Origin of the sequence: Nocardia africana NBRC 100379 (genome assembly GCF_001612635.1) — a bacterium.
GTDB lineage: Bacteria > Actinomycetota > Actinomycetes > Mycobacteriales > Mycobacteriaceae > Nocardia > Nocardia africana.
The window spans coordinates 81,218-101,373 of the sequence record NZ_BDAV01000018.1; the positions used below are offsets into that span (position 1 = coordinate 81,218).

The following is a 20,156-nucleotide window of genomic DNA, read 5'->3' on the forward strand; positions in this document are numbered from 1 at the left end:
AACATGACGCGACGTGGTACCACGGACGCCCCGTGGCGGATCGGCACCCGCGGCAGCGTGCTGGCACTGACCCAGGCCGGCACCGTGCGCGACGCGCTGATCGCCGCCGGGCAGCACGCCGAATTGGTGATCGTGAAGACGGCGGGCGACAAGTCCTCCGACCCGGTCGAGAAGATCGGTGTCGGCGTGTTCACCGCCGCGCTGCGCGAGGAACTGGCCGCCGGGACCGTGGACATCGCGGTGCACTCCTACAAGGACCTGCCCACCGCGCCCGACCCGCGCTTCACCATCGCCGCGATACCGCCGCGCGAGGATCCGCGTGACGTCCTGGTCGCCCGGGACGGCCTGGTGCTGGGCGAACTGCCCGCCGGATCCCGGATCGGCACCTCCGCGCCGCGGCGTGCCGCCCAGTTGCGCGCACTCGGCCTCGGTCTCGAGATCGTGCCGTTGCGCGGCAATATCGACACCAGACTTCGCAAGGTCGCCGAGGGTGAACTCGACGCCGTGGTCGTCGCGCGGGCCGGGCTGTCCCGCGTGGACCGGCTCGGTTCGGTCACCGAGGCTCTGGAGCCCGTGCAGATGTTGCCGGCACCGGCCCAGGGCGCGCTCGCGGTCGAATGCCGCAGCGAGGAAAGCGATCTCGTCAGCATCCTGTCCACCCTCGACGATCCGGGCAGTCGCGCCACGGTCGTCGCCGAACGCGCGTTGCTCGCCGAACTCGAAGCCGGTTGCACGGCGCCGGTCGGCGCGCTCGCCGAAGTCGTCGAATCGCTCGACGACGAGGGCCGCGTGGTGGAGGAACTGTCGCTGCGCGGCGGCGCGGCGGCGATCGACGGTTCGGATGTCATCCGGGCCTCGGCGGTCGGCTCGCTCGCGAATGCAGAGCAGCTGGGCCGCGATCTGGCGCGTGAGCTCCTGGAGCTGGGGGCGCGCGACCTGCTGGCCGGCGAGGTATCCGCCGGCGCGTCCGACTTCACCAATCCCAGCCCGATGGAGAACAAGCCATGAGCCGAGCCACCAAGAAACATCCCGGTCGGATTCTGTTCGTCGGGTCGGGTCCTGGTGACCCGGCACTGCTCACGGTCCGCGCCCGCGAGGTGCTGGGACGAGCCCGGCTGGCGTTCACCGACCCCGATGTCGACAAGGGCGTGCTTGCCATGATCGGCACCGCCGTCGAACCGGGCCCCGACGGCGAATCCGCCGTCGACGTGCGCCCCGCGCTGGGCGAGCCGGCCGAGGTCGCGAAGACGCTGGTCCACGAGGCCCGTGCCGGACATGATGTGGTGCGGCTGGTCTCGGGCGATCCGATGACCACCGATTCGGTGATCTCCGAGGTCAACGCCGTCACCCGGTCGCATATGAACTTCGAGGTGCTGCCCGGGCTGCCGTCGGCGACCACTGTTCCGGCCTATGCCGGTATCGCGCTGGGCTCCTCGCACACCGAGGTCGACGTGCGCGGTGAGGTCGACTGGGCCTCCGTCGCCGCCGCTCCCGGCCCGCTGGTTCTGCACGCCACCTCCGGCCACCTGGCCGAGACCGCGAGCGCGCTGGTCGAGCACGGTCTCGCACCGCAGACCCCCGTGGCGGTGACCGTGCGCGGCACCACCCGGCAGCAGCGCACCATCGAGGCGACGCTGGCCACCCTGAACTCCGCTGCCTCCGAGCTGGTCGGACCGCTGGTGGTCACGGTCGGCAAGGAGGTCGAGAAGCGCGCCAAGATGTCGTGGTGGGAGTCGCGGGCCCTGTACGGCTGGACCGTGCTGGTGCCGCGCACCAAGGAGCAGGCCGGTGAGATGAGCGAGAAGCTCGTCATGCACGGTGCGATTCCGATGGAGGTGCCGACCATCGCCGTCGAGCCGCCGCGCAGCCCCGCGCAGATGGAGCGCGCGGTCAAGGGACTGGTCGACGGCCGCTACCAGTGGGTGGTGTTCACCTCCACCAACGCCGTGCGCGCGGTGTGGGAGAAGTTCGGCGAATTCGGTTTGGACGCACGGGCTTTCTCCGGTGTGAAGATCGCCTGTGTCGGTGAGGCGACCGCCGAGAAGGTGCGCTCGTTCGGCATCAATCCCGAACTGGTGCCCAGCGGTGAGCAGTCCTCGGAGGGTCTGCTGGCCGACTTCCCGCCCTACGACGATGTTTTCGACCCGGTCAACCGCGTGCTGCTGCCGCGTGCCGATATCGCCACCGAAACTCTGGCCGAGGGTCTGCGCGACCGCGGCTGGGAGATCGACGATGTCACCGCGTACCGCACCGTGCGGGCCTCGCCGCCGCCGGCCGAAACCCGGGAGATGATCAAGACCGGTGGTTTCGACGCCGTGCTGTTCACCTCCTCGTCCACGGTCCGGAATCTGGTCGGTATCGCCGGAAAGCCGCACGCGCGCACCATCGTTGCCTGTATCGGCCCCAAAACCGCCGAGACCGCAATCGAATTCGGCCTGCGCGTGGATGTGCAACCCGAGATCGCTCAGGTCGGCCCGCTGGTCGACGCCCTGGCCGAACACGCCGCCCACCTGCGCGCCGAGGGCCTGCTGCCCCCGCCGCGCAAGAAGAGCCGCCGCAGCCGCTGAGCGGCTCGATAGGTTGCGGCGAAAGCCCTCACACCCGGCGGACGCGCATGAGGTCGCGGACGAGGCTGCAGGTCTTGTTCGAGGGCGGGCGGATGCCGACGACCTCGGCGGTGTGCCGGATGGTCTGGTTGTCGGCGAGGTTGGCGCGGTAGACGCCGGAATCGAGCAGGGCGATGGCCAGCCGCATGGCCTTCAACCTGCGGTTGTGCATGACGTACCAGGAGCGCGGCCGCCCGGCCGGTAGGGGCTGTTTCACCAGCGGCGCGTAGGGATCGATGATCGTCGGTGCGGTGGGCATGAGAATCCTCCCCTCGGATGGAGATTCGCCGGGTCGTCGGTGGGCCGAATCGAAGGCGGGACGGATATGGGCAGTCCGTCCCACCGCCGATCGATCGGTCGCGCGCCGTGGGCAGTAGCGCGTTACCGAGGCCGGTTCGACTGTTGACGAATCCCCTCGAACACATCTTCGATTCTACCCGAGAGCACCGACAAAAACCGGTCGCCGCAACGGGTTTCGGCGTCGCGCCCGCATCGCCCGTAATTTGCCGGGTGTGACCCACGCCAACCGGCCGGGAGGTGCCTGGGAGCCGGGCTCCCGCGCGGCGTATCGTGCGGTTATGACCGGAATGGACCGCCCGCGGCGGTTGCGTCGTACCCCCGCGATGCGTCGCCTCGTCGCCGAAACTACCTTGGAACCAAGGCAATTGGTACTGCCCATGTTCGTCGCCGACGGGCTGGCCGAACCGCGCGAGATCAGTTCGATGCCCGGCGTGTACCAGCATTCGATGGATTCGCTGCGCAAGGCCGCGGCCGAGGCGGTCGGCGCGGGCGTCGGCGGGCTCATGCTGTTCGGCGTGCCGCGTCCGGAGGACAAGGATGCGGAAGGTAGCCAGGCCGGCGCCCCGGACGGCATTCTCAACCGCGGCCTGCGCGCGCTGACCGAGGAGGTCGGCGGTGACACCGTCGTGATGGCCGACACCTGCCTGGACGAGTTCACCGATCACGGGCACTGCGGGGTGCTGGCCGGCGACGGCTCGGTCGACAACGACGCGACTCTGGAACGCTACGTGGAGATGGCGCTGGCCCAGGCCGAGGCCGGCGCCGAACTGCTGGGCACCAGCGGGATGATGGACGGCCAGGTCGGTGCGATCCGCGCCGGACTGGACGCCGCCGGTCACATCGATACCGGGATCCTCGCCTACGCGGCGAAATACGCCTCGGCGTTCTACGGCCCGTTCCGGGAGGCCGTCGGCTCGTCGCTGCAGGGCGATCGCCGCACCTATCAGCAGGATGCGGCGAATCGTCGCGAATCGCTGCGTGAGCTGGAACTGGACCTGGCCGAGGGCGCCGACATCGTGATGGTCAAACCGGCCATGTCGTATCTCGACATCCTGCGTGATGTCGCCGATCATTCGCCGGTTCCGGTCGCCGCCTATCAGATCTCCGGCGAGTACGCGATGATCACCGCCGCCGCCGAACGCGGCTGGATCGACCGCCGCGGTGCCATCGTCGAATCGCTGCTCGGCATCCGCCGGGCGGGCGCGGACATCGTGCTCACCTACTGGGCCACCGAGGCCGCGCACTGGCTGTCGTGAATCCGGCGACCCTGCCGGCCGAGCCCGGCATGCGAACCAGACCCGAGGATGTGCGTACCGCCTGCCAGCTGTGGTGGGCCGTGGTCGCGCTCGGGGTGTTGCGGCTGATCCTCGGCGCGGTCGACCGCCTCGGCAATCGCCGCCAGGTCGCCCAGGACTTCTACGACCAGCTGCACGGCGAGCGGCCCGACTTCAGCGTGGCGCAGATGGAGCTGGTGGTCTCGATTCTCGAGGTGCTGGTCCTCACCTACGGCCTCGCCGTCGCCATCGGCGCGGTGGCCGTGGTGCACCAACTCGGTCGCGGCCGGCTGTGGGCGCGCACGATTGCCGATGTGGCGACCGTGGTGCTGGTGCTCGGCGCCGTCGGGTCGATGTTCGGTCTCGATGCGATTTCCGGCGGCCCCGCGGTGCTGATCGGGGCCGCGGCGATATTACAGGCCGTTCTGGCCTGCGGAGCCGTATTCCTCTGCCGCAGAAAGGAATCGGAGGCGTTTTTCCGGGCGAACGGCAGCTGAGACGTGAGGCCGAATTTGTCGCGTGCCGACCGGGATGTATGGTGAGGGTTGTCACAGAGAGCTCGGGAACTGAAAGTCGTTGGTTGTGCGTTGTTCTTCGGATGTGGTTTTTCGGTCGGTGGTCGCATCGATCGGCTACCGCGATGAGAGCGCAGCACGGATGGCTTCGGTGGATCGGAGACATCGATGCGCGTGGTGATTCAGCAGCGACAAAGCATTCGACGCGATGTTCTGGTGATGGGTCTGCTGCTGCTTCTGGCACTGCTCACCCTCGCCGGCCTGCTGCTCCCGGGGAAGGTCGGCTGACTCCGCCGCCACCCGTTCGGACCGGCACGCGCGTCGTATTCGGAGGTCTTGCGTGAGCGACGCCCAACCCACCGCCCCGGTGCGGCCGGATTCCGTGCTGTTCAGCGAGCCCGGCGCCCGCTGGCGAACGGTCGCCTACGGCCCGGCGCTCTGCCTGCTGGTGCTGATTCTGGAACTCGCGCTGCGACGCGGTCCGGTGCACTGGTTCGGCCTCGCCTTCTGCGCGATTCTGCTCGCAGGATTCGTGACTCTGCAGGTAGTGGCCGGAAAACGCCACGTCAGCGTGGAACTCACCGACTCGACGCTGCGCGAGGGCACCGAAACGCTGTCGCTGAGTTCGATCGCGCGCATCTTTCCCGAACACGACGAGGAATCGTGGGACGACGATCCCTGGCAGTCGGCCCGCGCGCTGGGTGAGCTGACCGGTGTGCCGCGCCGCCGCCGCGGCATCGGCCTGAAATTGCGCGACGGCGCCATGGTGCAGGCATGGGCGCGCGATCATCAGCGGTTGCGCGCGCAGTTGAGCGCCGCACTCGACCGGCTCGGCGAGGAGTCGCCGTCTGCCGAAGCTCCGGCCGACGACGAGGCTGTCGAGGGCAAGGAGGATGTGGCGTGATGCGCCGGGTGTGGATCCTGCTCGATCTGGTGCTGGTCGTGGTGTGTGCTGTGGCCGCCGTGCCCAGCTGGCGGCACGGTATCCATCGGACCTGGTTCGCGGCGGTGGGGGATCAGCCCGCCTTCGAATCCACCCACTACGCCGGTCCGTGGCTCGCGCTGGCCACCGTATTGGTCGCGGCCGCGGGCCTCGCGGCCATCGATCTGGTGGTGCGGTGCGCGGTGCGCCCGCACTGACACGCCTGTTCGCCACAGCCGCACCCGTTTTCGCGGCGCGTCGCCCGATAGCGGATCGAGTGTTGTGGGTATTGCCGGAAAATGAGCACCATGACGCGCACCCGAGCAGTGCGGAAAACCTCGTTCACCCTTCTGGCGGCCGCCGCGATCGGTACCGCTTCGGTCGCCGTGGCCACCGCGACACCCGAAAACCCGTCGGCCGCAACGACTTCGGCAGTCACCGTGGTGCCGGCCGGTCCCCAGGTGTCCGGCCCGGCCGGGTCTCCGAGCGGAACAGCCGCCACGGTCGCGGATCCGGTAGCCGCCGCGACTCCGGCGCAGCCGCAGGCCGATCAGGTCTCGCTACTGGATCTGCTTCCCACGCCGCTGAACTGCTTGCTCTCGACCGGCTATGCCCTGTTGTGCCTGGGCGTTCCGCTGCCCTGAGCGATCGGTCAGTGCCACTGCTGGAAGACGTCGAGCAGGCGCGTGCCGTGCGATCCGGGCACGTTCGCCATCACCACGACGCTCCCGTCCGGGTGGCTCGCCGCCTCCTCGATCACCTGCCGCAGTGAGGCGTGCACATTGCCGTTCTGATCGTGATAGAGCTGGGTGTCCGGCTTCAGGCCCGCACCGATCCGGCTCTCCGGAACGACCATCGTGACCAGCGCCGGAATCGGCCCGTCGCCCAGCGCGGCGGTCTCGTCGTGGGTGAGGACGACTCCGGCGCGCTGCTGGTCGGGCTGGACGACCGGCGTCGCGGCTGCGGCCTGAGTCGCCGCCGCGACTGAGCCGACGAGGGTTGTCAACAGGGCTATCCCGAATACTGATTTACGCATGAACCCTCCCGGCCGTGGAGCGTGATGATGGGTACGAGGTTACGCATGGGCAATCAGGCCACAACCCTTATGCCAGGAAATTCACGCCGCGTGTTGCCTCGCGGGCGGGGACCGGCCGATGTGAGGAAATTCTCGGCAAACCACTGATCGAGTCGATGGGAGTACAATACGGCGCCTCGGCTTGTGGGGTGGCTCACCCCACTACACCCTGTCGTCGACCGCTTCGGCGGGGGCTGCGACACTGGTGGTCGTGAGTTCTTCTCCGCGCGCGACCCAGGTAAACGTGCCGGTCTCCGCCCGACTCTTCGAACGCGCCGCCGCGATCATCCCCGGCGGTGTGAACTCGCCTGTGCGGGCCTTCAATTCGGTCGGCGGCACCCCGCGATTCATCGCTTCGGCGCGCGGGTACACGCTCACCGACGCCGACGGCAACGACTATGTGGACCTCGTGTGTTCCTGGGGGCCGATGATCCTCGGGCACGCGCATCCGGCCGTCGTGGACGCGGTGCAGCGTGCCGCCACGAGCGGGCTGTCCTTCGGCGCGCCCACCGAGGCCGAGATCGAACTGGCCGAGGCGATCGCCGCCCGCGTCGATCCGGTGCAGCGGGTGCGGCTGGTGAACTCCGGCACCGAGGCCACCATGAGCGCGGTGCGGCTGGCGCGCGGGTTCACCGGGCGCAGCAAGATCGTCAAGTTCGCCGGCTGCTATCACGGCCATGTCGACGCGCTGCTGGCCGATGCCGGCTCGGGTGTCGCCACCCTCGGCCTGCCGACCTCGCCGGGCGTGACCGGGGCGCAGGCCTCCGACACCCTGGTACTGCCCTACAACGACCTCGAAGCCGTCGCCACCGCCTTCGCCGAATATCCGGGGCAGATCGCCGCCGTGATCACCGAGGCGGCCGCGGGCAATATGGGCGCGGTCCCGCCGCTGCCCGGATTCAACGCCGGCCTGCGCGAGCTGACCAGCCGGCACGGCGCCCTGCTGATCATGGACGAGGTGATGACCGGCTTCCGCGTGAGTGCGGCGGGCTGGTACGGGCGCGATCCGGTCGCGGGCGACCTGTACACCTTCGGCAAGGTGATGAGCGGCGGGCTTCCCGCCGCGGCCTTCGGCGGCCGCGCCGAGGTCATGGACCACCTCGCTCCGATCGGGCCGGTCTATCAGGCCGGCACGCTCTCGGGTAATCCGGTGGCGGTGGCGGCCGGGCTGGCCACGCTGCGCGCCGCCGACGCGGATGTCTACGCCGCTCTCGACCGCAATGCCGAGCGCCTGGGATCCCTGATCACCGAGGCTCTGACCACCGCGGGGGTCGCGCACACCGTGCAATTCGCGGGCAATATGGTGAGCGTGTTCTTCGCCGAGGGTCCGGTTACCGACTACGCCACCGCGAAGGCCACCGCCACCTGGCGCTTCCCGGCCTTCTTCCACGCGCTGCTGGAAGGTGGCGTCTACGCGCCGCCGAGCCCGTTCGAGGCCTGGTTCGTCTCGGCCGCCCTCGACGAGGACGCATTCGACCGTATCGCTGCCGCACTGCCCGCCGCCGCCGCGGCAGCCGCGGCCGCCACACCCGAAGGATCCCGCGCGTGAGCGACTCAGATCAGCTCGAATCCGTCACTGCCGCAACAGAATCCCCTTCGCATGAAGAACCGGCGTCGTCCGGTGCGGCCGCGGCGAACGGGGACACCGAATCGTCGCGGGCGCCCGTTCCCGGCTCGGGAGCCGATGCCGGCAAGATTCCCTCGCTACCCGGTGACGTCGCCTCGGATACCGAGACCATCGTGCACGTGATGCGCCACGGCGAGGTGCACAACCCCAACGGCATCCTGTACGGCCGCCTGCCCGGCTTCAGTCTCTCGGTCACGGGTCGTTCGCAGGCGGCGACGGTGGCGCGCACCCTGGCCGATCACGACATCGCCCTGGTGGTGGCCTCGCCACTGCAGCGCGCCCAGGAGACCGCCGCGCCGATCGCCGGACAGCACGGGCTGATCGTGCGCACCGACGACAACCTCATCGAGGCCGGCAACACCTTCGAGGGGCTGCGGGTGTCGGTCGGCGACGGCGCGCTGCGCAAGCCGCGGCACTGGTGGAAGTTGCGCGATCCGTTCACCCCGTCGTGGGGTGAGCCGTATCTGCAGATCGCGCATCGCATGCTCGCCGCCGTGAACAAGGCGCGGGTGGAGGCGGCCGGGCACGAGGCCGTGGTGGTATCGCATCAGCTGCCGGTGTGGACGTTGCGTCGCTTCCTGGAGGGCAAGCGGCTGTGGCACGATCCACGGCAGCGGCAGTGCTCGCTGGCCTCGCTGACTTCGCTTGTGTACCAAGGCGATACGTTGATCGACATCGTCTACTCCGAGCCGTCGGGCGGCTCGGACCCCAGGGTGACCGGGGCGTGAGCGGGGCGGTCCGGCGTCTGCTGCCGATGCTGCTGGCCTGCGTGGCGGTCGTCGCCGCGCTGGCCGGTTGTTCGTCGGGTAAGGACGCGGTCGCCCAGGGCGGCACCTTCGATTTCGTCTCACCCGGCGGCAAGACCGATATCCGGTACGACCCACCGGCCGCCCGCGGCACGATCGGCCACCTCTCGGGACCGAATCTGATGACCGGCAAGACCGTATCGGTCGACGACTTCCCGAATCAGGTCGTCGTGCTGAATCTCTGGGGACAGTGGTGCGGGCCGTGCCGGGCCGAAGCACCCGCGCTGGAGCAGGTCTACGAACAGTCCAAGGACAAAGGCGTCGCCTTCCTCGGGATCAATGTGCGTGATCCGCAACAGGACAAGGCACGCGACTTCGTGACCGACAATCACGTCGGCTATCCCTCCGTCTACGACCCCGAGATGCGCAGCTTGCTGGCGCTCGGGGGCAAATTTCCCACCAGCGTCATCCCCACCACGCTGGTGCTGGATCGACAGCATCGCGTCGCCGCGGTCTTCCTGCGGTCGTTGCTGGCCGAGGATCTGTTGCCGGTGGTGAATCAGGTCGCGCAGGAGGGCCGGCAGTGACGGCTCTGGCAGCGCCGGCGTTGGCGTCCCCGGCGGTGGCTTCTCCGGCGTTGCCGGCATTGGCTTCGGTCGGTGAATCGTTCCAGCAGACCGCGGCCACCGGGCCGCTGCTGCTGGCGTTGGGCGCCTGCCTGCTCGCCGGACTGGTCTCGTTCGCGTCGCCGTGTGTGGTGCCGCTGGTGCCGGGATATCTGTCGTATCTGGCCGGGCTCGTGGGCGCCGAAGCGCCGCCGGTCACCGTGGACGAAGCCCAGGGCAAGGGCGCGGCCGTCGCGCTGCGCACCGGCCGGATGCGGGTCGCGGGTGCGGCCGGGCTCTTCGTCGCCGGTTTCACCGTCGTGTTCGTGCTGGCCTCGGCCACGGTCTTCGGGGTCATCCAGACCCTCAACGTCAATCGTGAACTGCTGCAACGCATCGGCGGTGTGGTGACGATCGTGATGGGGCTGGTGTTCCTCGGCCTGGTGCCGATGTTGCAGCGCGACACCAGAATGCATCCGCGCCGGCTCACCGGAATCGTCGGCGCACCGCTGCTGGGCGCGGTCTTCGCCCTCGGCTGGACGCCGTGCCTGGGCCCGACGCTCTCCGGCGTGATGGCGGTATCCGCCGGGACCGAGGGCGCGACGGCCGCTCGCGGTGTCGCGCTGATCGTGGCGTACTGCCTCGGTCTCGGCCTGCCGTTCGTGATTCTCGCGTTCGGGTCCGCCACCGCGCTGCGCGGAGTCGGCTGGCTCCGGCGCAATTCGCGCACCATCCAGATCATCGGCGGCATCCTGCTCGTGGTGGTCGGCATCGCACTGGTCACCGGGATGTGGGATCAGTTCGTCGGATGGATCCGCAATGTTTTCGTCTCCCAGGTAACCCTGCCGATCTGAGCCCCATGACTGCCACGATGACGCCCCCGTCCACCGCCGCGAAGCCGCCGCGCCAGTCGCTGCCGCGCCGCGCGTTCGCGCTGCTGCGCAACGCGTGGCGCGGATTGACCAGTATGCGCACGGCGCTCATGCTGCTGTTCCTGCTGGCGCTGGCGGCGATTCCGGGGGCGTTGCTGCCGCAGCGCAGTCTCAACCCGCAGAAAGTCGACAAGTACATCGCCGATCGCGGCACCCTCGGTCCGTGGATGGACCGGCTGCAGCTGTTCGACGTGTTCTCCAGCTTCTGGTTCACCGCGATCTACGCTCTGCTGTTCGTCTCGCTGGTCGGCTGCATCGTGCCGCGCGTCTTCGACCACTACAAGGCGCTGCGCACACCGCCGGTCATGGTGCCGCGCAACCTGTCCCGGCTGCCGCACCACGCCGCGACCACCACCGGTGACACACCCGCCGAGGCGATCGAGCAGGCGCGGCGCGGGCTGCGCGGCTGGCGCACCGTGGTGCGCGACGGTTCCGAGGCGCGCAACGGCCGTCCCGGTGAGGTGACGCTCTCGGCGGAGAAGGGTTATCTGCGCGAGCTCGGCAATCTGGTCTTCCACCTGGCGCTGGTCGGCCTGCTGGTCGCGGTGGCGGCGGGCAAATTGTTCGGTTACGAGGGCAACGTGATCGTCGTCGCCGACGGCGGTCCCGGATTCTGCACCACCTCACCGGCGGTCTTCGATTCCTTCAAGGCCGGCCGGGTCAACGACGGCACCGGGCTGACCCCGGTCTGCGTGCGGGTCAAGGACTTCAAGGCCGACTATCTGCCCAACGGCCAGGCCGAGATGTTCACCGCGAACATCTCCTATCAGACCGGCGATGATCTGGCAACCGACACCTGGCGGGACACCACCATCCAGGTCAACCATCCGCTGCGCGTCGCCGGAGACCGCGTCTACCTGCAAGGACACGGGTACGCGCCGACGTTCACCGTCACCTACCCGAACGGCCAGAAGCGCACCGAGACCATCCAGTGGCGGCCCGACGACGGCGCCACCTTCCTGTCCAGCGGTGTGATGCGGTTCGACCCGCCGGGTGGCATGTACGGCAGCGAGGACGAGCGCCGCAAGAACCAGATCGCGATCGAGGGCCTGTTCGCCCCCACCGCGCTGATGCACGGCAGCCTGCTGACCTCGTCGTATCCGGGTCTGACCGATCCGGCGGTGGCGATCGACATCTATCGCGGCGAGACCGGACTCGACACCGGGCGCGCGCAGTCGCTGTTCTCCCTCGATCCGGAGATGATCAAACAGGGCCGGTTGACGAAGCAGCAGCGCGTCAATCTGCGGCCCGGTGAATCGGCCACCTTGGCCGACGGCACCAAGGTCACCTTCGACGGTGCGCAGCAGTATGCGAATCTGCAGGTCTCCCACGACCCGGCGCAGAACTGGGTGCTGGTGTGCGCGTTGACGATGATGGCCGGGCTGCTCGTCTCGCTGGTGGTGAAGCGGCGGCGGATCTGGTTGCGCGCCTATCCGGAAGGCCCGGACGCGGGCGGTTCCGGTGAACGACGTACTGTAGTAGAAATGGGTGGGCTGGCCCGCACCGACCAGGCGGGTTGGGGCGGCGAGTTCGACCGCTTGCTGACGCGGCTGCTGGGCTCCGATCGCACCGACATCGGCAGCCCCACGGATCAGCGCCCGGTCGCCCGGACCGAGAGCACGGGAGAGTGAACATGCCGATCGACGAAACACTCGCCGGTTACAGCAATCTCGCCTTCAAGACGGCGTTCGTCGTCTATCTGCTGGTGCTGGCGATGCTGATCGTGCAGTACGCCTCGGCGAAGAAGAAGGTGACCAGCGCGCAGGAGCGTGAGCGCGAACTGGTCGGCGTCGGCGCCTCCGGTGGCGCGAGCGCGGACCGGCCGATCGTGCCCGGCAAGCTGGAGCCCGCCCCGAAGCGTTCGCTGGCGGAGCAACTCGGCAATATGGCGTTCGCGGTCGTCTTCGTCGCGATCGGCCTGCATCTGGCCTCGATCGTGTTGCGCGGCTTCGCGACCCACCGCTTCCCGCTCGGCAACATGTACGAGTTCATCACCATGGCGACCGCGGCCGCGATGGTCACCGGCCTGGTGTTCATCCACGATCGCCGGTACCGCGCGATGTGGGTCTTCCTGCTGGTTCCGGTGCTGATCCTGATGTTCCTGGCCGGCCAGGTGCTCTATGCCGACGCCGCGCCCGTGGTTCCGGCGCTGAAGTCGTACTGGCTGCCGATCCACGTCACCATCGTCAGCGTCGGCAGCGGCATCTTCATGCTCTCCGGCGTGGCGAGCCTGCTGTTCCTGCTGCGTATGTACCAGCCGGAAGGCCAGGAATCGAGCAACCCGCTCGGCGCCCTCGCCCGCCGCCTCCCCGACGCCCGCACCCTCGACCGCCTCGCCTACCGCACGACGGTCGTGGCCTTCCCCCTCTTCGGCACCGGCATCATCCTCGGCGCCATCTGGGCCGAAAGCGCGTGGGGCCGCTTCTGGGGCTGGGACCCGAAGGAAACCGTCTCCTTCATCGCCTGGGTCATCTACGCCGCCTACCTGCACGCCCGCGCGACCTCCGGCTGGCGCGAAACCAAGGCCGCCTGGATCAACGTGGCCGGTTTCGTCGCGATGCTGTTCAACTTGTTCATCATCAACATCGTGGTGAGCGGGTTGCACTCGTACGCGGGACTCAACTAGTTTCACCCAGTTCGAGGACGGCGTGGAAGCCTTCGGCGAGGCAGTCGGTGAAGACTTCCACGTCGGGCACGGCGGCGGTGTCGGTGTTGATGCCCACGCAGCAGGTATCGGCGTGTGAGATGAGGGTGACGTTGAAGGCCGTGCCGATGGTGGGGCCGAAGGCGTACATTCGCTCGACCGCTGCGCCGGCGATGTAGATCGGCACGGGGGAGCCGGGGACGTCCGAGGCGACGAAGTCCACGTGCTCGAGCATCGCGGTGACGATGGCGACGGGTAGCCGGTTGAGCGTGGCGGCGACGGCGGCCGAATAGGGGATCGCCGGTTCGTGCAGCCAGCCGACGACCATCGCGTCCAGCACGGGCATCAGCGCGGCCGGGTCGGTCATGCCGGCCGGCAGCACGAATCTGACCAGCGTGATGCGATTCCCGCCGATCGGGTCGGTGTCCTTGCGCACGCTGACCGGCATGGTGACCCGCAGCCGCTCGACTTCCGACCCGTGCAGTTCGTGATAGCGGTGCAGCCCGATGACCACCCCGGCCAGGAAGGCGTCGTTGAGGGTGCAGCCGACCGTGTGCGCGGCGCGGCGCAGCGGTTCGAGCGGGACGTCGAGGGTCGAAAGATGGCGCCCCAGACCACGTTTCGTCATCACGGGGGAGAGTGTGCCGACCACCGGTCGCGCCAGCTTGCCGATCGAGACGGCCAGCCTCACTCCGTCGCGCACAGTCCCCACCGGGTCGGTGAGGGCGTGGCGGGCCAGCGGCAGCACATGCGCGAGGCCGCCGCGCAGCAACTCCGACCCCACCGCCCAGTTCCATCCGAGGATGTCGGCCAGCCCACCGCGGGTTGCCGGAGCGGGCTCGGGATCCGGACGAGGTTCGCCGCCGGAACGGGTGAAATCGACGATCTCGTTGGCCAATTGGATGCCGCCCAAGCCGTCGGTCAGGCAGTGATGCACCTTGAGCACCAGCGCGCCGCCACCACCGGTCACATCGCCGAGCACGGTCACCTGCCACAGCGGGCGGACCGGGTCGAAGGCCGTCATGGCCTCGACGCGGGCGAATTCGAACACCGCCGTCCGGTCGACCGCGGCTGGTAAAGCGACCCGCCGCATATGCCAGGACAGGTCGAAGTCGGGATCGGCTTCCCAGCGCGGCGGCGCGAGCCCGGCCGGCAGGGCGACCAGCCGATCGCGGAAGCGGGGCGCCACCCGGGTGCCGCGATCGATGGCCCGCACCAGTCGTTCCCAGTCGGGCTCCGCGTCGAGCATCACGACCGAGACGATCGTCGAGCGCAGGATCGCGTCGCGCTCCATACTCCACGAGAACAGGTCGGACTGGCTGAGGTGAGATTCGCGCGTGTCCGTCATCGGCTTGCCTTCGCTGAGGACCGGCGCCGTGATCGCCGCGGATACGACTCCCGGGGCCGCTCGTGTCTCGACCGTATTCACCGCACCCTTCGTGCCGGTAGGGCCGAACGTCGGTGCCGCCGTGACCGAAGGACTCGTGCCGGTCCGGGCCGTCGGCGGGCAGCTACGAGGCGCGTCGGCTTACTCTGCCGTCCTCGCGGCTGTCGGGTGAGGCGCGGTCAGCGCGGGTGTGGGTTCTGCCGGCTTCGCGCGGTGCGGTATGTGGGTCGGCGGTGCGCGATAACCCTCGGTCCGTGTGGCGCAATCTTGCGATCTCGTGCCGGGAATCGGGAAGGTGGAGGCAAATGCGGTCAAGGCGGCGTCAACCTGCGTAGACACGGATGTGGGCGTGTACCTGCGGGGTTGCGGCCCGGGGTCGACAGGGAGGTAACGATTCATTGCAATCGCATTAATGCGACCTAACCGGAGGGCTGATACCGGTTACGGTGTTGGCGCGAAGGTTGCCCTCCCTGGGGAGCGGATACGTCGGCCTTCGTTGGTAGGGGATGAACCGGTGCCCCACTTCTGTGGGTCTGAGCCGCCCAGCGGGTGGGGCACTGCCCTCCTCTCGCGCGGACGTCCTCCGAGGGTGGCCGCGGGCGGTCACTGCGTCGCGCCGGCCGGAACAAGGTTTCGCCTGTACAGGTCGGCCAGCATGCGGCCCAGAGCAATACGGTTGCCGGGAGACCCGCGGCGATCAGCAGGCCGATCACCGGATCGTCGCCGCGACGGCGCGACCACGCGGGCTCAGCTGCCATCGGCAGCGGTCCCGGCTCGGGACGATCAGACCGCGCGCGTGCAGGCGGGCCAGGGCGTTGCGAACGCTTCGCGTCGTGTGCGCCGTGGCGCGTTGCAGCTGGTCGGTGGTGAGCAGACCGCCCGGCGCGAGCGTGCGCAGGACGGCGCGCTCGCTCGGAGTCACGCCGGGGCTCCGGATGCGCTCCACCGTGCGAAAGACAAGCGAGGACACGCTGTTTCGACGTCCGCGAGGTGCATGATCAGGTCGAGCGTGCGGGCGTCGAGGTGGGCGGGTGCAGGCATGACGATCGCATCCACATCGGCGGTGCGGATCTGGTCGATCAGCGGAATCGTCCGATGCGGGACTGGCCAGAGCAGTGTGTAACCGAGGTGGCGCGCGAGCCGTTTCACCTGTGCCGCATCCCAATTCGGCGCCGTGCTGACCTCCGGATCGATCCAGGCCAGCGCTGTCGGACGTGTTCTCATCCCTACCCCTCCTGTCTGTGTATGTCAGATTCGGCGCAGGTAGGAGGCCCGAGGGCCAGTGAAGGGACAGGGGGACAGGGCGGCGGTATCGATCTACTCTCGGAGCATGGGCGAACACGTGGGGCGGCGGATCGCATCCGAGCGCAAGATTGCCGGTCTGGGGCAGCGTCAGTTGGCGGCGCGCGCGAACTACTCGCTGTCGATGGTGAAGGCGGTCGAGCAGGGGCGGGAGGTCGCGTCGCCGGGGTTCATTGCGGCGGTTTCCAGGGCGTTGGGGGTGGACCCGGACAGGTTGCAGGGCACGCCCTATCTCGAGACGCTCGAAGAGGACGGGCCCCTCGAAGGTCTGCCGGAGCTGCGCGCCGTGCTTGCCGAAGGTTCATATGTGCAGGCACTGGAGCCGACGACCGCTGCCGAGCTGCGCGCCGAACTCGAGGCGGTCGAAGCTGCGTTGCACAACGATCGGACGCGTCGCGCTCTTGCGTTGCTACCGAATCTGATTCGGCGTCTGCACGGTGCGACCGAGACGGCTTCCGATGACGCGGGGCGCGCCGCAGCGTACGGCATGTTGTGCGCGGCCTACATCGCAGCGGAAGGGGCATGCTGCCGGCTCGGATATTCGTCGTTGACCGCGTTGGTGCTCGACCGGCTCGATACCGTCGCGTCGCGCGCCGACGACCCCGGGTATGCGGTTCGCAGCCTGATGAAGCGCTCGCGGCTGCTCATGGCGCACGACTCAACGGATGTGGCAATGAATTTGGTGGAACGAGGGATGGCGTTGGTTCCAGGCACCACCCAGGGAGAACGGGTTTTGCGCGGTTACGGGCACCTGCGCGCGGCGATCGTGGCAGCGCGCGGCCGCCGTTTGGAACTCGCACAGGACCACATCGCCGCCGCCCGTGACATCGCGCGACCGATGAGCCGTGAGAGCGACCTGTACACGACGGATTTCGGCCCGGGTAACGTCGAAATTCATGCCTGCGCTGTGGAATTGGAAGCCGGCGATCCAGGGAGAGCGGCCCGTGAGGGCGCGGAACTGCGGATCCCGTCCGACGTCGCGGCACCACGCGTCGGCCATCACTGGCAGGACAATGCGCGCGCGTGGTTGATGTCCGGCAAGCCGGATCGAGCGCTGGCGGCGCTCAACAAAGCCCGTGCCGCCGCACCGCAGCAGACGCGGCTGCATCCTTCGGTGCGCGAAACTGTGTACGGCATCGCCGCGGCGCAACGCCGTCAATCCGAGGGGTTGCTGGGGTTCGCGGCGTGGATCGGGGCGGGGCTCTAGCGAACCCCACTGGTTCTCCGCTTCGCGGTGTCGGCCTGAATTTTTCGTGCCAACCTCGATGAGATTTGCGGAAAACTCGAGAAATCGGCGAGGTTTGCACGATGAGTTCAGGGGTCGCCCGCACCGAACGGATATGTGGGATCGAGGCGGTCGTTATCTCACGGCGCTTCTACGGTCGTGGTGTCCGGGGCGAACGCCCGGGCGACGGCAAGGCTGTCCTCGTAGACGTGGTGGCGGGTGATCAGGCCGTTCTCCACTGTGAGGTGGAGGGCGAAGCGGGCGCGGTAGGGGCGTCCGGTTGCGCGTGCGGTTTGGCGAATTTCGCCCAGCACCACCGCATCCGGGCCGTCGACGAGAATTCGCTCGACCACCGTGCCGACCTCTTCGGGGATATGGTGCTCAGCGATGTCGCGGAAATGCGCGGCCGCGTCGGCGCGGGTGGAGCGGTGGGTGATCCACGGCGTGGCGGCGCGGCCGTGCTCGTCTTCCGGCCAGTTCAGTTTCCAGTCGCTCGTCGGGGCGTACAGCGCGGCGATCTTCTCCGGATCGCCGCCGGCCATGCGGGCCAGCAGATCTTCCACGACGGCGCGGGTGGGAGCGGAATCGTTCACTGTTCCGACTCTGCCCGGCCCGGGTCCGCGCGTCCATTACCTCCGAGGTCATGCGAATGAACCGTCATCGACGCCGGGGTGACGGTCACGGTGCACAATTCGCCCCGGAAGAACGGATCTCCGGGGCGAATTGTGCGCGAAGAACTTTCAGGATTTCTTGCTGGGGACGACGATGACCACGATGAGGGTCAGGATGCTGAAAAACAATCCGAACAGCCCCCAGCCGATCGGGTTGCGGCCCTTGGCGGCAGCGATGGCGGCGCAGATGAACGCGGCGATGATGCTGCCGATGGCGACGAAGATTCCTTTGACGCCGCGCAGAATGAATCCGGCAGCTTCCGGATCGGTGTGGGCGGCAGCCAGCAACAAGTTCATGATCACTCCTCCTGTGCCGCGAGTGTCCGGGCCGAAAGGGATTCCGGTGTGCGGCTTCTCAGCAGTACCCGTGCGCCGAGACCGCAAACGGCGAAGGGATCGACGGGGATCCACACGCCGTCCGGGTCGTCATCCTTTCGTAGTCGCCAATACCAACTTGCCTGTGCTGGAGCCCGACTCGATGCGTCGATGCGCCTCCACAACCTGGTCGAACGGCAGGGACTCGACCTGGACGCGAAGCACCCCGCGCGCGGCGGCGTCGACGGCCCGGCGCAGCGCGGCTCCGGCTTCGGCGGGATAGGCGGCGGCGAAGGCGGCGAGATTGAATCCGGAGACCGTTTTGCTGGTGAACCACAGCTCGTTCGCCGAAACTCCGACATCCTCGGCGCCGGATGCGTTGCCCATCACGATCATTCGGCCCAGCGGACGAAGCCGATCCAGGCTCGCGCGACGGGCCGGCCCGCCGACCATATCGACCACGATGTCGAATTCCCCTGTGCTGGAGACGTTCTCGCGAAGGATCACCTCGTCGTAACCGAAGGACTCCGCTACCGCGACCTTCTCGGCGCTGCCGACGGTGCCGACCACCCGGCCCGCACCGAGCAACCGCGCGGCCTGGCCGAGCTGGCTGCCGACGCCGCCCGCCGCCGCATGCACCAGCACACTCTCGCCGGGTTCGATCCGCGCCACGCGATCGAGAACCAGGAAAGCGGTGGTGCTGTTGGACGGCAGCGCGGCCGCGATGTCCAGGCTCAGGTCGAGACCGTCCAGCGGTGCGACCAGGGCGGCGGAGGTGACGACGACCTCGGCGTAACCGCCACTGTCGACGATGGTCAGCGCCGCGACCGGCCGGCCGACCGTCAGCCCCGCCACGTCCGGTCCGACGGCGCGGATCCGGCCCGAGACCTCGATCCCCGGCACGAACGGCAACGGCACACCGACCACGCCCTGCCGGTACAGCACCTCGGCGAAATTCGCTCCCGCGTAGGCGACATCGATGGAGACCTGGCCCGGACCGGGTTCCGGGATGTCGACGGTCGCCGGCCGCAGCACCTCCGCGGGACCGAATTGGGGGATAGTGATCGCCTGCATCTGTGCGTTGCTCATGACAACGATCCTCGGCGCGAGACAGGCGAGGTGGCAGTGTCAGCTCATCCTGGGTGTGGCACCACCAGGCTGCAACAGCCGTTCCAGGCGTTCGGCGGTGTCGGTGCCGGGGCGCGGATTGTGCAGGATCAGGTGGTGGCCGGGATGGTCGGGCACCGGGAACAGCGTGGCGTCGAAGATCAGCAGGCCCACGTCGGGATGTTCGACGGCCTTCACCGCGACGCTGTGTTCGGCGGCGTCGTGGCGCGCCCACAGTTCGGCGAACTCCGGGCTGACCTGCGCGAGATCGGTTGCGATGCGGTCGAATTCGGGATCGTCGGGATAGCGGGCGGAGTCGGCGCGGAAGCCGGCCGCCACGCCCGGCGCATTCTCCGCCCACTGCTGGTGCAGGACGCGGTAGCGGGCATTGGTGAAGTAGGACACCAGGCAGTTGTGGTCGGTGTCGCCGTAGCCGAACACGCGGCGTGCGGCGTCGTTGACGGCAGTGAAATTCCAATGCCGGTCCCTGATGTATCCCGGGCGCGGCGCCCAGGCGTCGAGCAGGGCCTGCATCTGCGGAGAGGCCGGGACCGACGGCGCCGCCTCGCGCTGCGGCGGGTTGAGACCGGAGAGGCGATACAGATGTGCGCGCTCGGCCTCGTCGAGCAGCAGCGCGCGGGCCACCGCATCGAGCACCTCGCCCGAAACCTTGATATCGCGCCCCTGCTCGAGCCACGTGTACCAGGACACCCCGACCCCGGCCAGCACGGCGACCTCTTCGCGTCGTAATCCGGGAGTGCGGCGCCGCCCGGCCTCCGGCAGGCCCACCTCGGCGGGCGTGAGCCGTTCCCGGCGGCTGCGCAGATATTCGCGCAGTTCCTGCCGCCGCCGATCCCGTGCACTCGTGCCGCGCGGATCATCGCTCGCGCTGATACTCACTCG

General features: G+C 68.6%; 23 protein-coding genes. 14 read left to right on the forward strand and 9 right to left on the reverse strand.

What is annotated here, in order from left to right; genetic code table 11:
• The first annotated feature begins 3 nt into the window (after window positions 1–3).
• Entirely contained in the window at window positions 4–1,008 is a 1,005-nt protein-coding gene (gene hemC / locus NA3_RS29705; protein ID WP_062967322.1) for a hydroxymethylbilane synthase, read from the forward strand.
• On the forward strand, window positions 1,005–2,567 hold the full coding sequence (locus NA3_RS29710) for a bifunctional uroporphyrinogen-III C-methyltransferase/uroporphyrinogen-III synthase (RefSeq protein WP_062967247.1): 1,563 nt from the start codon (window positions 1,005–1,007) through the stop codon (window positions 2,565–2,567). The genes hemC and NA3_RS29710 overlap by 4 nt, the downstream gene beginning before the upstream one ends.
• Window positions 2,568–2,595: 28 nt before the next feature.
• On the opposite strand, the gene NA3_RS29715 is transcribed toward NA3_RS29710, so the two are convergent.
• On the reverse strand, window positions 2,596–2,865 hold the full coding sequence (locus tag NA3_RS29715) for a hypothetical protein (RefSeq protein WP_062967249.1): 270 nt from the start codon (window positions 2,863–2,865) through the stop codon (window positions 2,596–2,598).
• Window positions 2,866–3,184: 319 nt separating this feature from the next.
• On the opposite strand from NA3_RS29715, the gene hemB reads away from it, so the two are divergent.
• The 5 genes from hemB to NA3_RS29740 all read left to right on the forward strand — a co-directional run bounded on the left by hemB (window position 3,185) and on the right by NA3_RS29740 (window position 6,261).
• Window positions 3,185–4,162, forward strand: coding sequence for a porphobilinogen synthase (hemB, locus tag NA3_RS29720; RefSeq protein ID WP_062967251.1), 978 nt, complete (start codon window positions 3,185–3,187; stop codon window positions 4,160–4,162).
• A 29-nt stretch (window positions 4,163–4,191) separates the two neighbouring features.
• The gene (locus tag NA3_RS29725; RefSeq protein ID WP_063917819.1) at window positions 4,192–4,677 is read left to right on the forward strand and encodes a hypothetical protein; all 486 of its coding nucleotides are present in this window, start codon (window positions 4,192–4,194) and stop codon (window positions 4,675–4,677) included.
• A 385-nt stretch (window positions 4,678–5,062) separates the two neighbouring features.
• The gene (gene mce1N / locus NA3_RS29730) at window positions 5,063–5,599 is read left to right on the forward strand and encodes a transport-regulating membrane protein Mce1N (protein ID WP_062967324.1); all 537 of its coding nucleotides are present in this window, start codon (window positions 5,063–5,065) and stop codon (window positions 5,597–5,599) included.
• Entirely contained in the window at window positions 5,596–5,835 is a 240-nt protein-coding gene (locus NA3_RS29735; RefSeq protein ID WP_128145602.1) for a hypothetical protein, read from the forward strand. Before mce1N ends, NA3_RS29735 begins: the two co-directional genes overlap by 4 nt.
• An 81-nt stretch (window positions 5,836–5,916) precedes the next feature.
• Complete coding sequence (locus NA3_RS29740; protein ID WP_062967257.1) at window positions 5,917–6,261, forward strand: hypothetical protein; 345 nt, start codon at window positions 5,917–5,919, stop codon at window positions 6,259–6,261.
• An 8-nt stretch (window positions 6,262–6,269) separates the two neighbouring features.
• Here the strand turns inward: NA3_RS29740 and NA3_RS29745 are convergent, their stop codons facing one another.
• Entirely contained in the window at window positions 6,270–6,653 is a 384-nt protein-coding gene (locus NA3_RS29745; RefSeq protein ID WP_062967259.1) for a hypothetical protein, read from the reverse strand.
• 250 nt (window positions 6,654–6,903) lie between these two features.
• Between NA3_RS29745 and hemL the strand changes: the two genes are divergently transcribed.
• The 6 genes from hemL to ccsB all read left to right on the forward strand — a co-directional run bounded on the left by hemL (window position 6,904) and on the right by ccsB (window position 13,228).
• On the forward strand, window positions 6,904–8,241 hold the full coding sequence (gene hemL, locus NA3_RS29750; protein ID WP_062967328.1) for a glutamate-1-semialdehyde 2,1-aminomutase: 1,338 nt from the start codon (window positions 6,904–6,906) through the stop codon (window positions 8,239–8,241).
• Window positions 8,242–8,441: 200 nt separating this feature from the next.
• Window positions 8,442–9,047 (forward strand): histidine phosphatase family protein, encoded by a 606-nt coding sequence (locus tag NA3_RS29755; RefSeq protein ID WP_062967326.1) that lies wholly within the window; start codon window positions 8,442–8,444, stop codon window positions 9,045–9,047.
• Window positions 9,048–9,073: 26 nt separating this feature from the next.
• The gene (locus NA3_RS29760; protein WP_062967330.1) at window positions 9,074–9,652 is read left to right on the forward strand and encodes a TlpA disulfide reductase family protein; all 579 of its coding nucleotides are present in this window, start codon (window positions 9,074–9,076) and stop codon (window positions 9,650–9,652) included.
• A gap of 50 nt (window positions 9,653–9,702) precedes the next feature.
• On the forward strand, window positions 9,703–10,524 hold the full coding sequence (locus NA3_RS29765; RefSeq protein ID WP_062967332.1) for a cytochrome c biogenesis CcdA family protein: 822 nt from the start codon (window positions 9,703–9,705) through the stop codon (window positions 10,522–10,524).
• Window positions 10,525–10,529: 5 nt separating this feature from the next.
• A complete protein-coding gene (resB, locus tag NA3_RS29770; RefSeq protein WP_062967261.1) occupies window positions 10,530–12,233 on the forward strand; it encodes a cytochrome c biogenesis protein ResB in 1,704 nt (567 codons plus the stop codon).
• 2 nt (window positions 12,234–12,235) lie between these two features.
• Entirely contained in the window at window positions 12,236–13,228 is a 993-nt protein-coding gene (gene ccsB / locus NA3_RS29775) for a c-type cytochrome biogenesis protein CcsB (RefSeq protein ID WP_062967263.1), read from the forward strand.
• Here ccsB and NA3_RS29780 read toward each other — a convergent pair.
• The 3 genes from NA3_RS29780 to NA3_RS29790 form a co-directional block, all read right to left on the reverse strand.
• Window positions 13,221–14,594, reverse strand: a complete 1,374-nt coding sequence (locus NA3_RS29780; protein WP_062967334.1) for a wax ester/triacylglycerol synthase domain-containing protein — start codon at window positions 14,592–14,594, stop codon at window positions 13,221–13,223. The genes ccsB and NA3_RS29780 overlap by 8 nt on opposite strands.
• Window positions 14,595–15,342: 748 nt before the next feature.
• A complete protein-coding gene (locus NA3_RS29785) occupies window positions 15,343–15,555 on the reverse strand; it encodes a MarR family transcriptional regulator (protein WP_128145600.1) in 213 nt (70 codons plus the stop codon).
• A complete protein-coding gene (locus tag NA3_RS29790; protein ID WP_062967266.1) occupies window positions 15,552–15,857 on the reverse strand; it encodes a hypothetical protein in 306 nt (101 codons plus the stop codon). Before NA3_RS29790 ends, NA3_RS29785 begins: the two co-directional genes overlap by 4 nt.
• A gap of 106 nt (window positions 15,858–15,963) precedes the next feature.
• Between NA3_RS29790 and NA3_RS29795 the strand changes: the two genes are divergently transcribed.
• Complete coding sequence (locus NA3_RS29795) at window positions 15,964–17,142, forward strand: helix-turn-helix domain-containing protein (protein WP_062967268.1); 1,179 nt, start codon at window positions 15,964–15,966, stop codon at window positions 17,140–17,142.
• Between the two features lie 158 nt (window positions 17,143–17,300).
• Here NA3_RS29795 and NA3_RS29800 read toward each other — a convergent pair whose 3' ends face one another.
• From NA3_RS29800 to NA3_RS29815, 4 genes are all read right to left on the reverse strand, one after another.
• Window positions 17,301–17,753, reverse strand: a complete 453-nt coding sequence (locus NA3_RS29800) for a nuclear transport factor 2 family protein (protein ID WP_084491986.1) — start codon at window positions 17,751–17,753, stop codon at window positions 17,301–17,303.
• Window positions 17,754–17,900: 147 nt separating this feature from the next.
• The gene (locus tag NA3_RS29805) at window positions 17,901–18,128 is read right to left on the reverse strand and encodes a deoxyribodipyrimidine photolyase (RefSeq protein WP_227995578.1); all 228 of its coding nucleotides are present in this window, start codon (window positions 18,126–18,128) and stop codon (window positions 17,901–17,903) included.
• Window positions 18,129–18,257: 129 nt separating this feature from the next.
• The gene (locus NA3_RS29810; RefSeq protein WP_062967272.1) at window positions 18,258–19,235 is read right to left on the reverse strand and encodes a quinone oxidoreductase family protein; all 978 of its coding nucleotides are present in this window, start codon (window positions 19,233–19,235) and stop codon (window positions 18,258–18,260) included.
• Window positions 19,236–19,274: 39 nt separating this feature from the next.
• Window positions 19,275–20,153, reverse strand: a complete 879-nt coding sequence (locus NA3_RS29815; RefSeq protein ID WP_227995577.1) for a helix-turn-helix transcriptional regulator — start codon at window positions 20,151–20,153, stop codon at window positions 19,275–19,277.
• Between the last annotated feature and the right edge of the window lie 3 nt (window positions 20,154–20,156).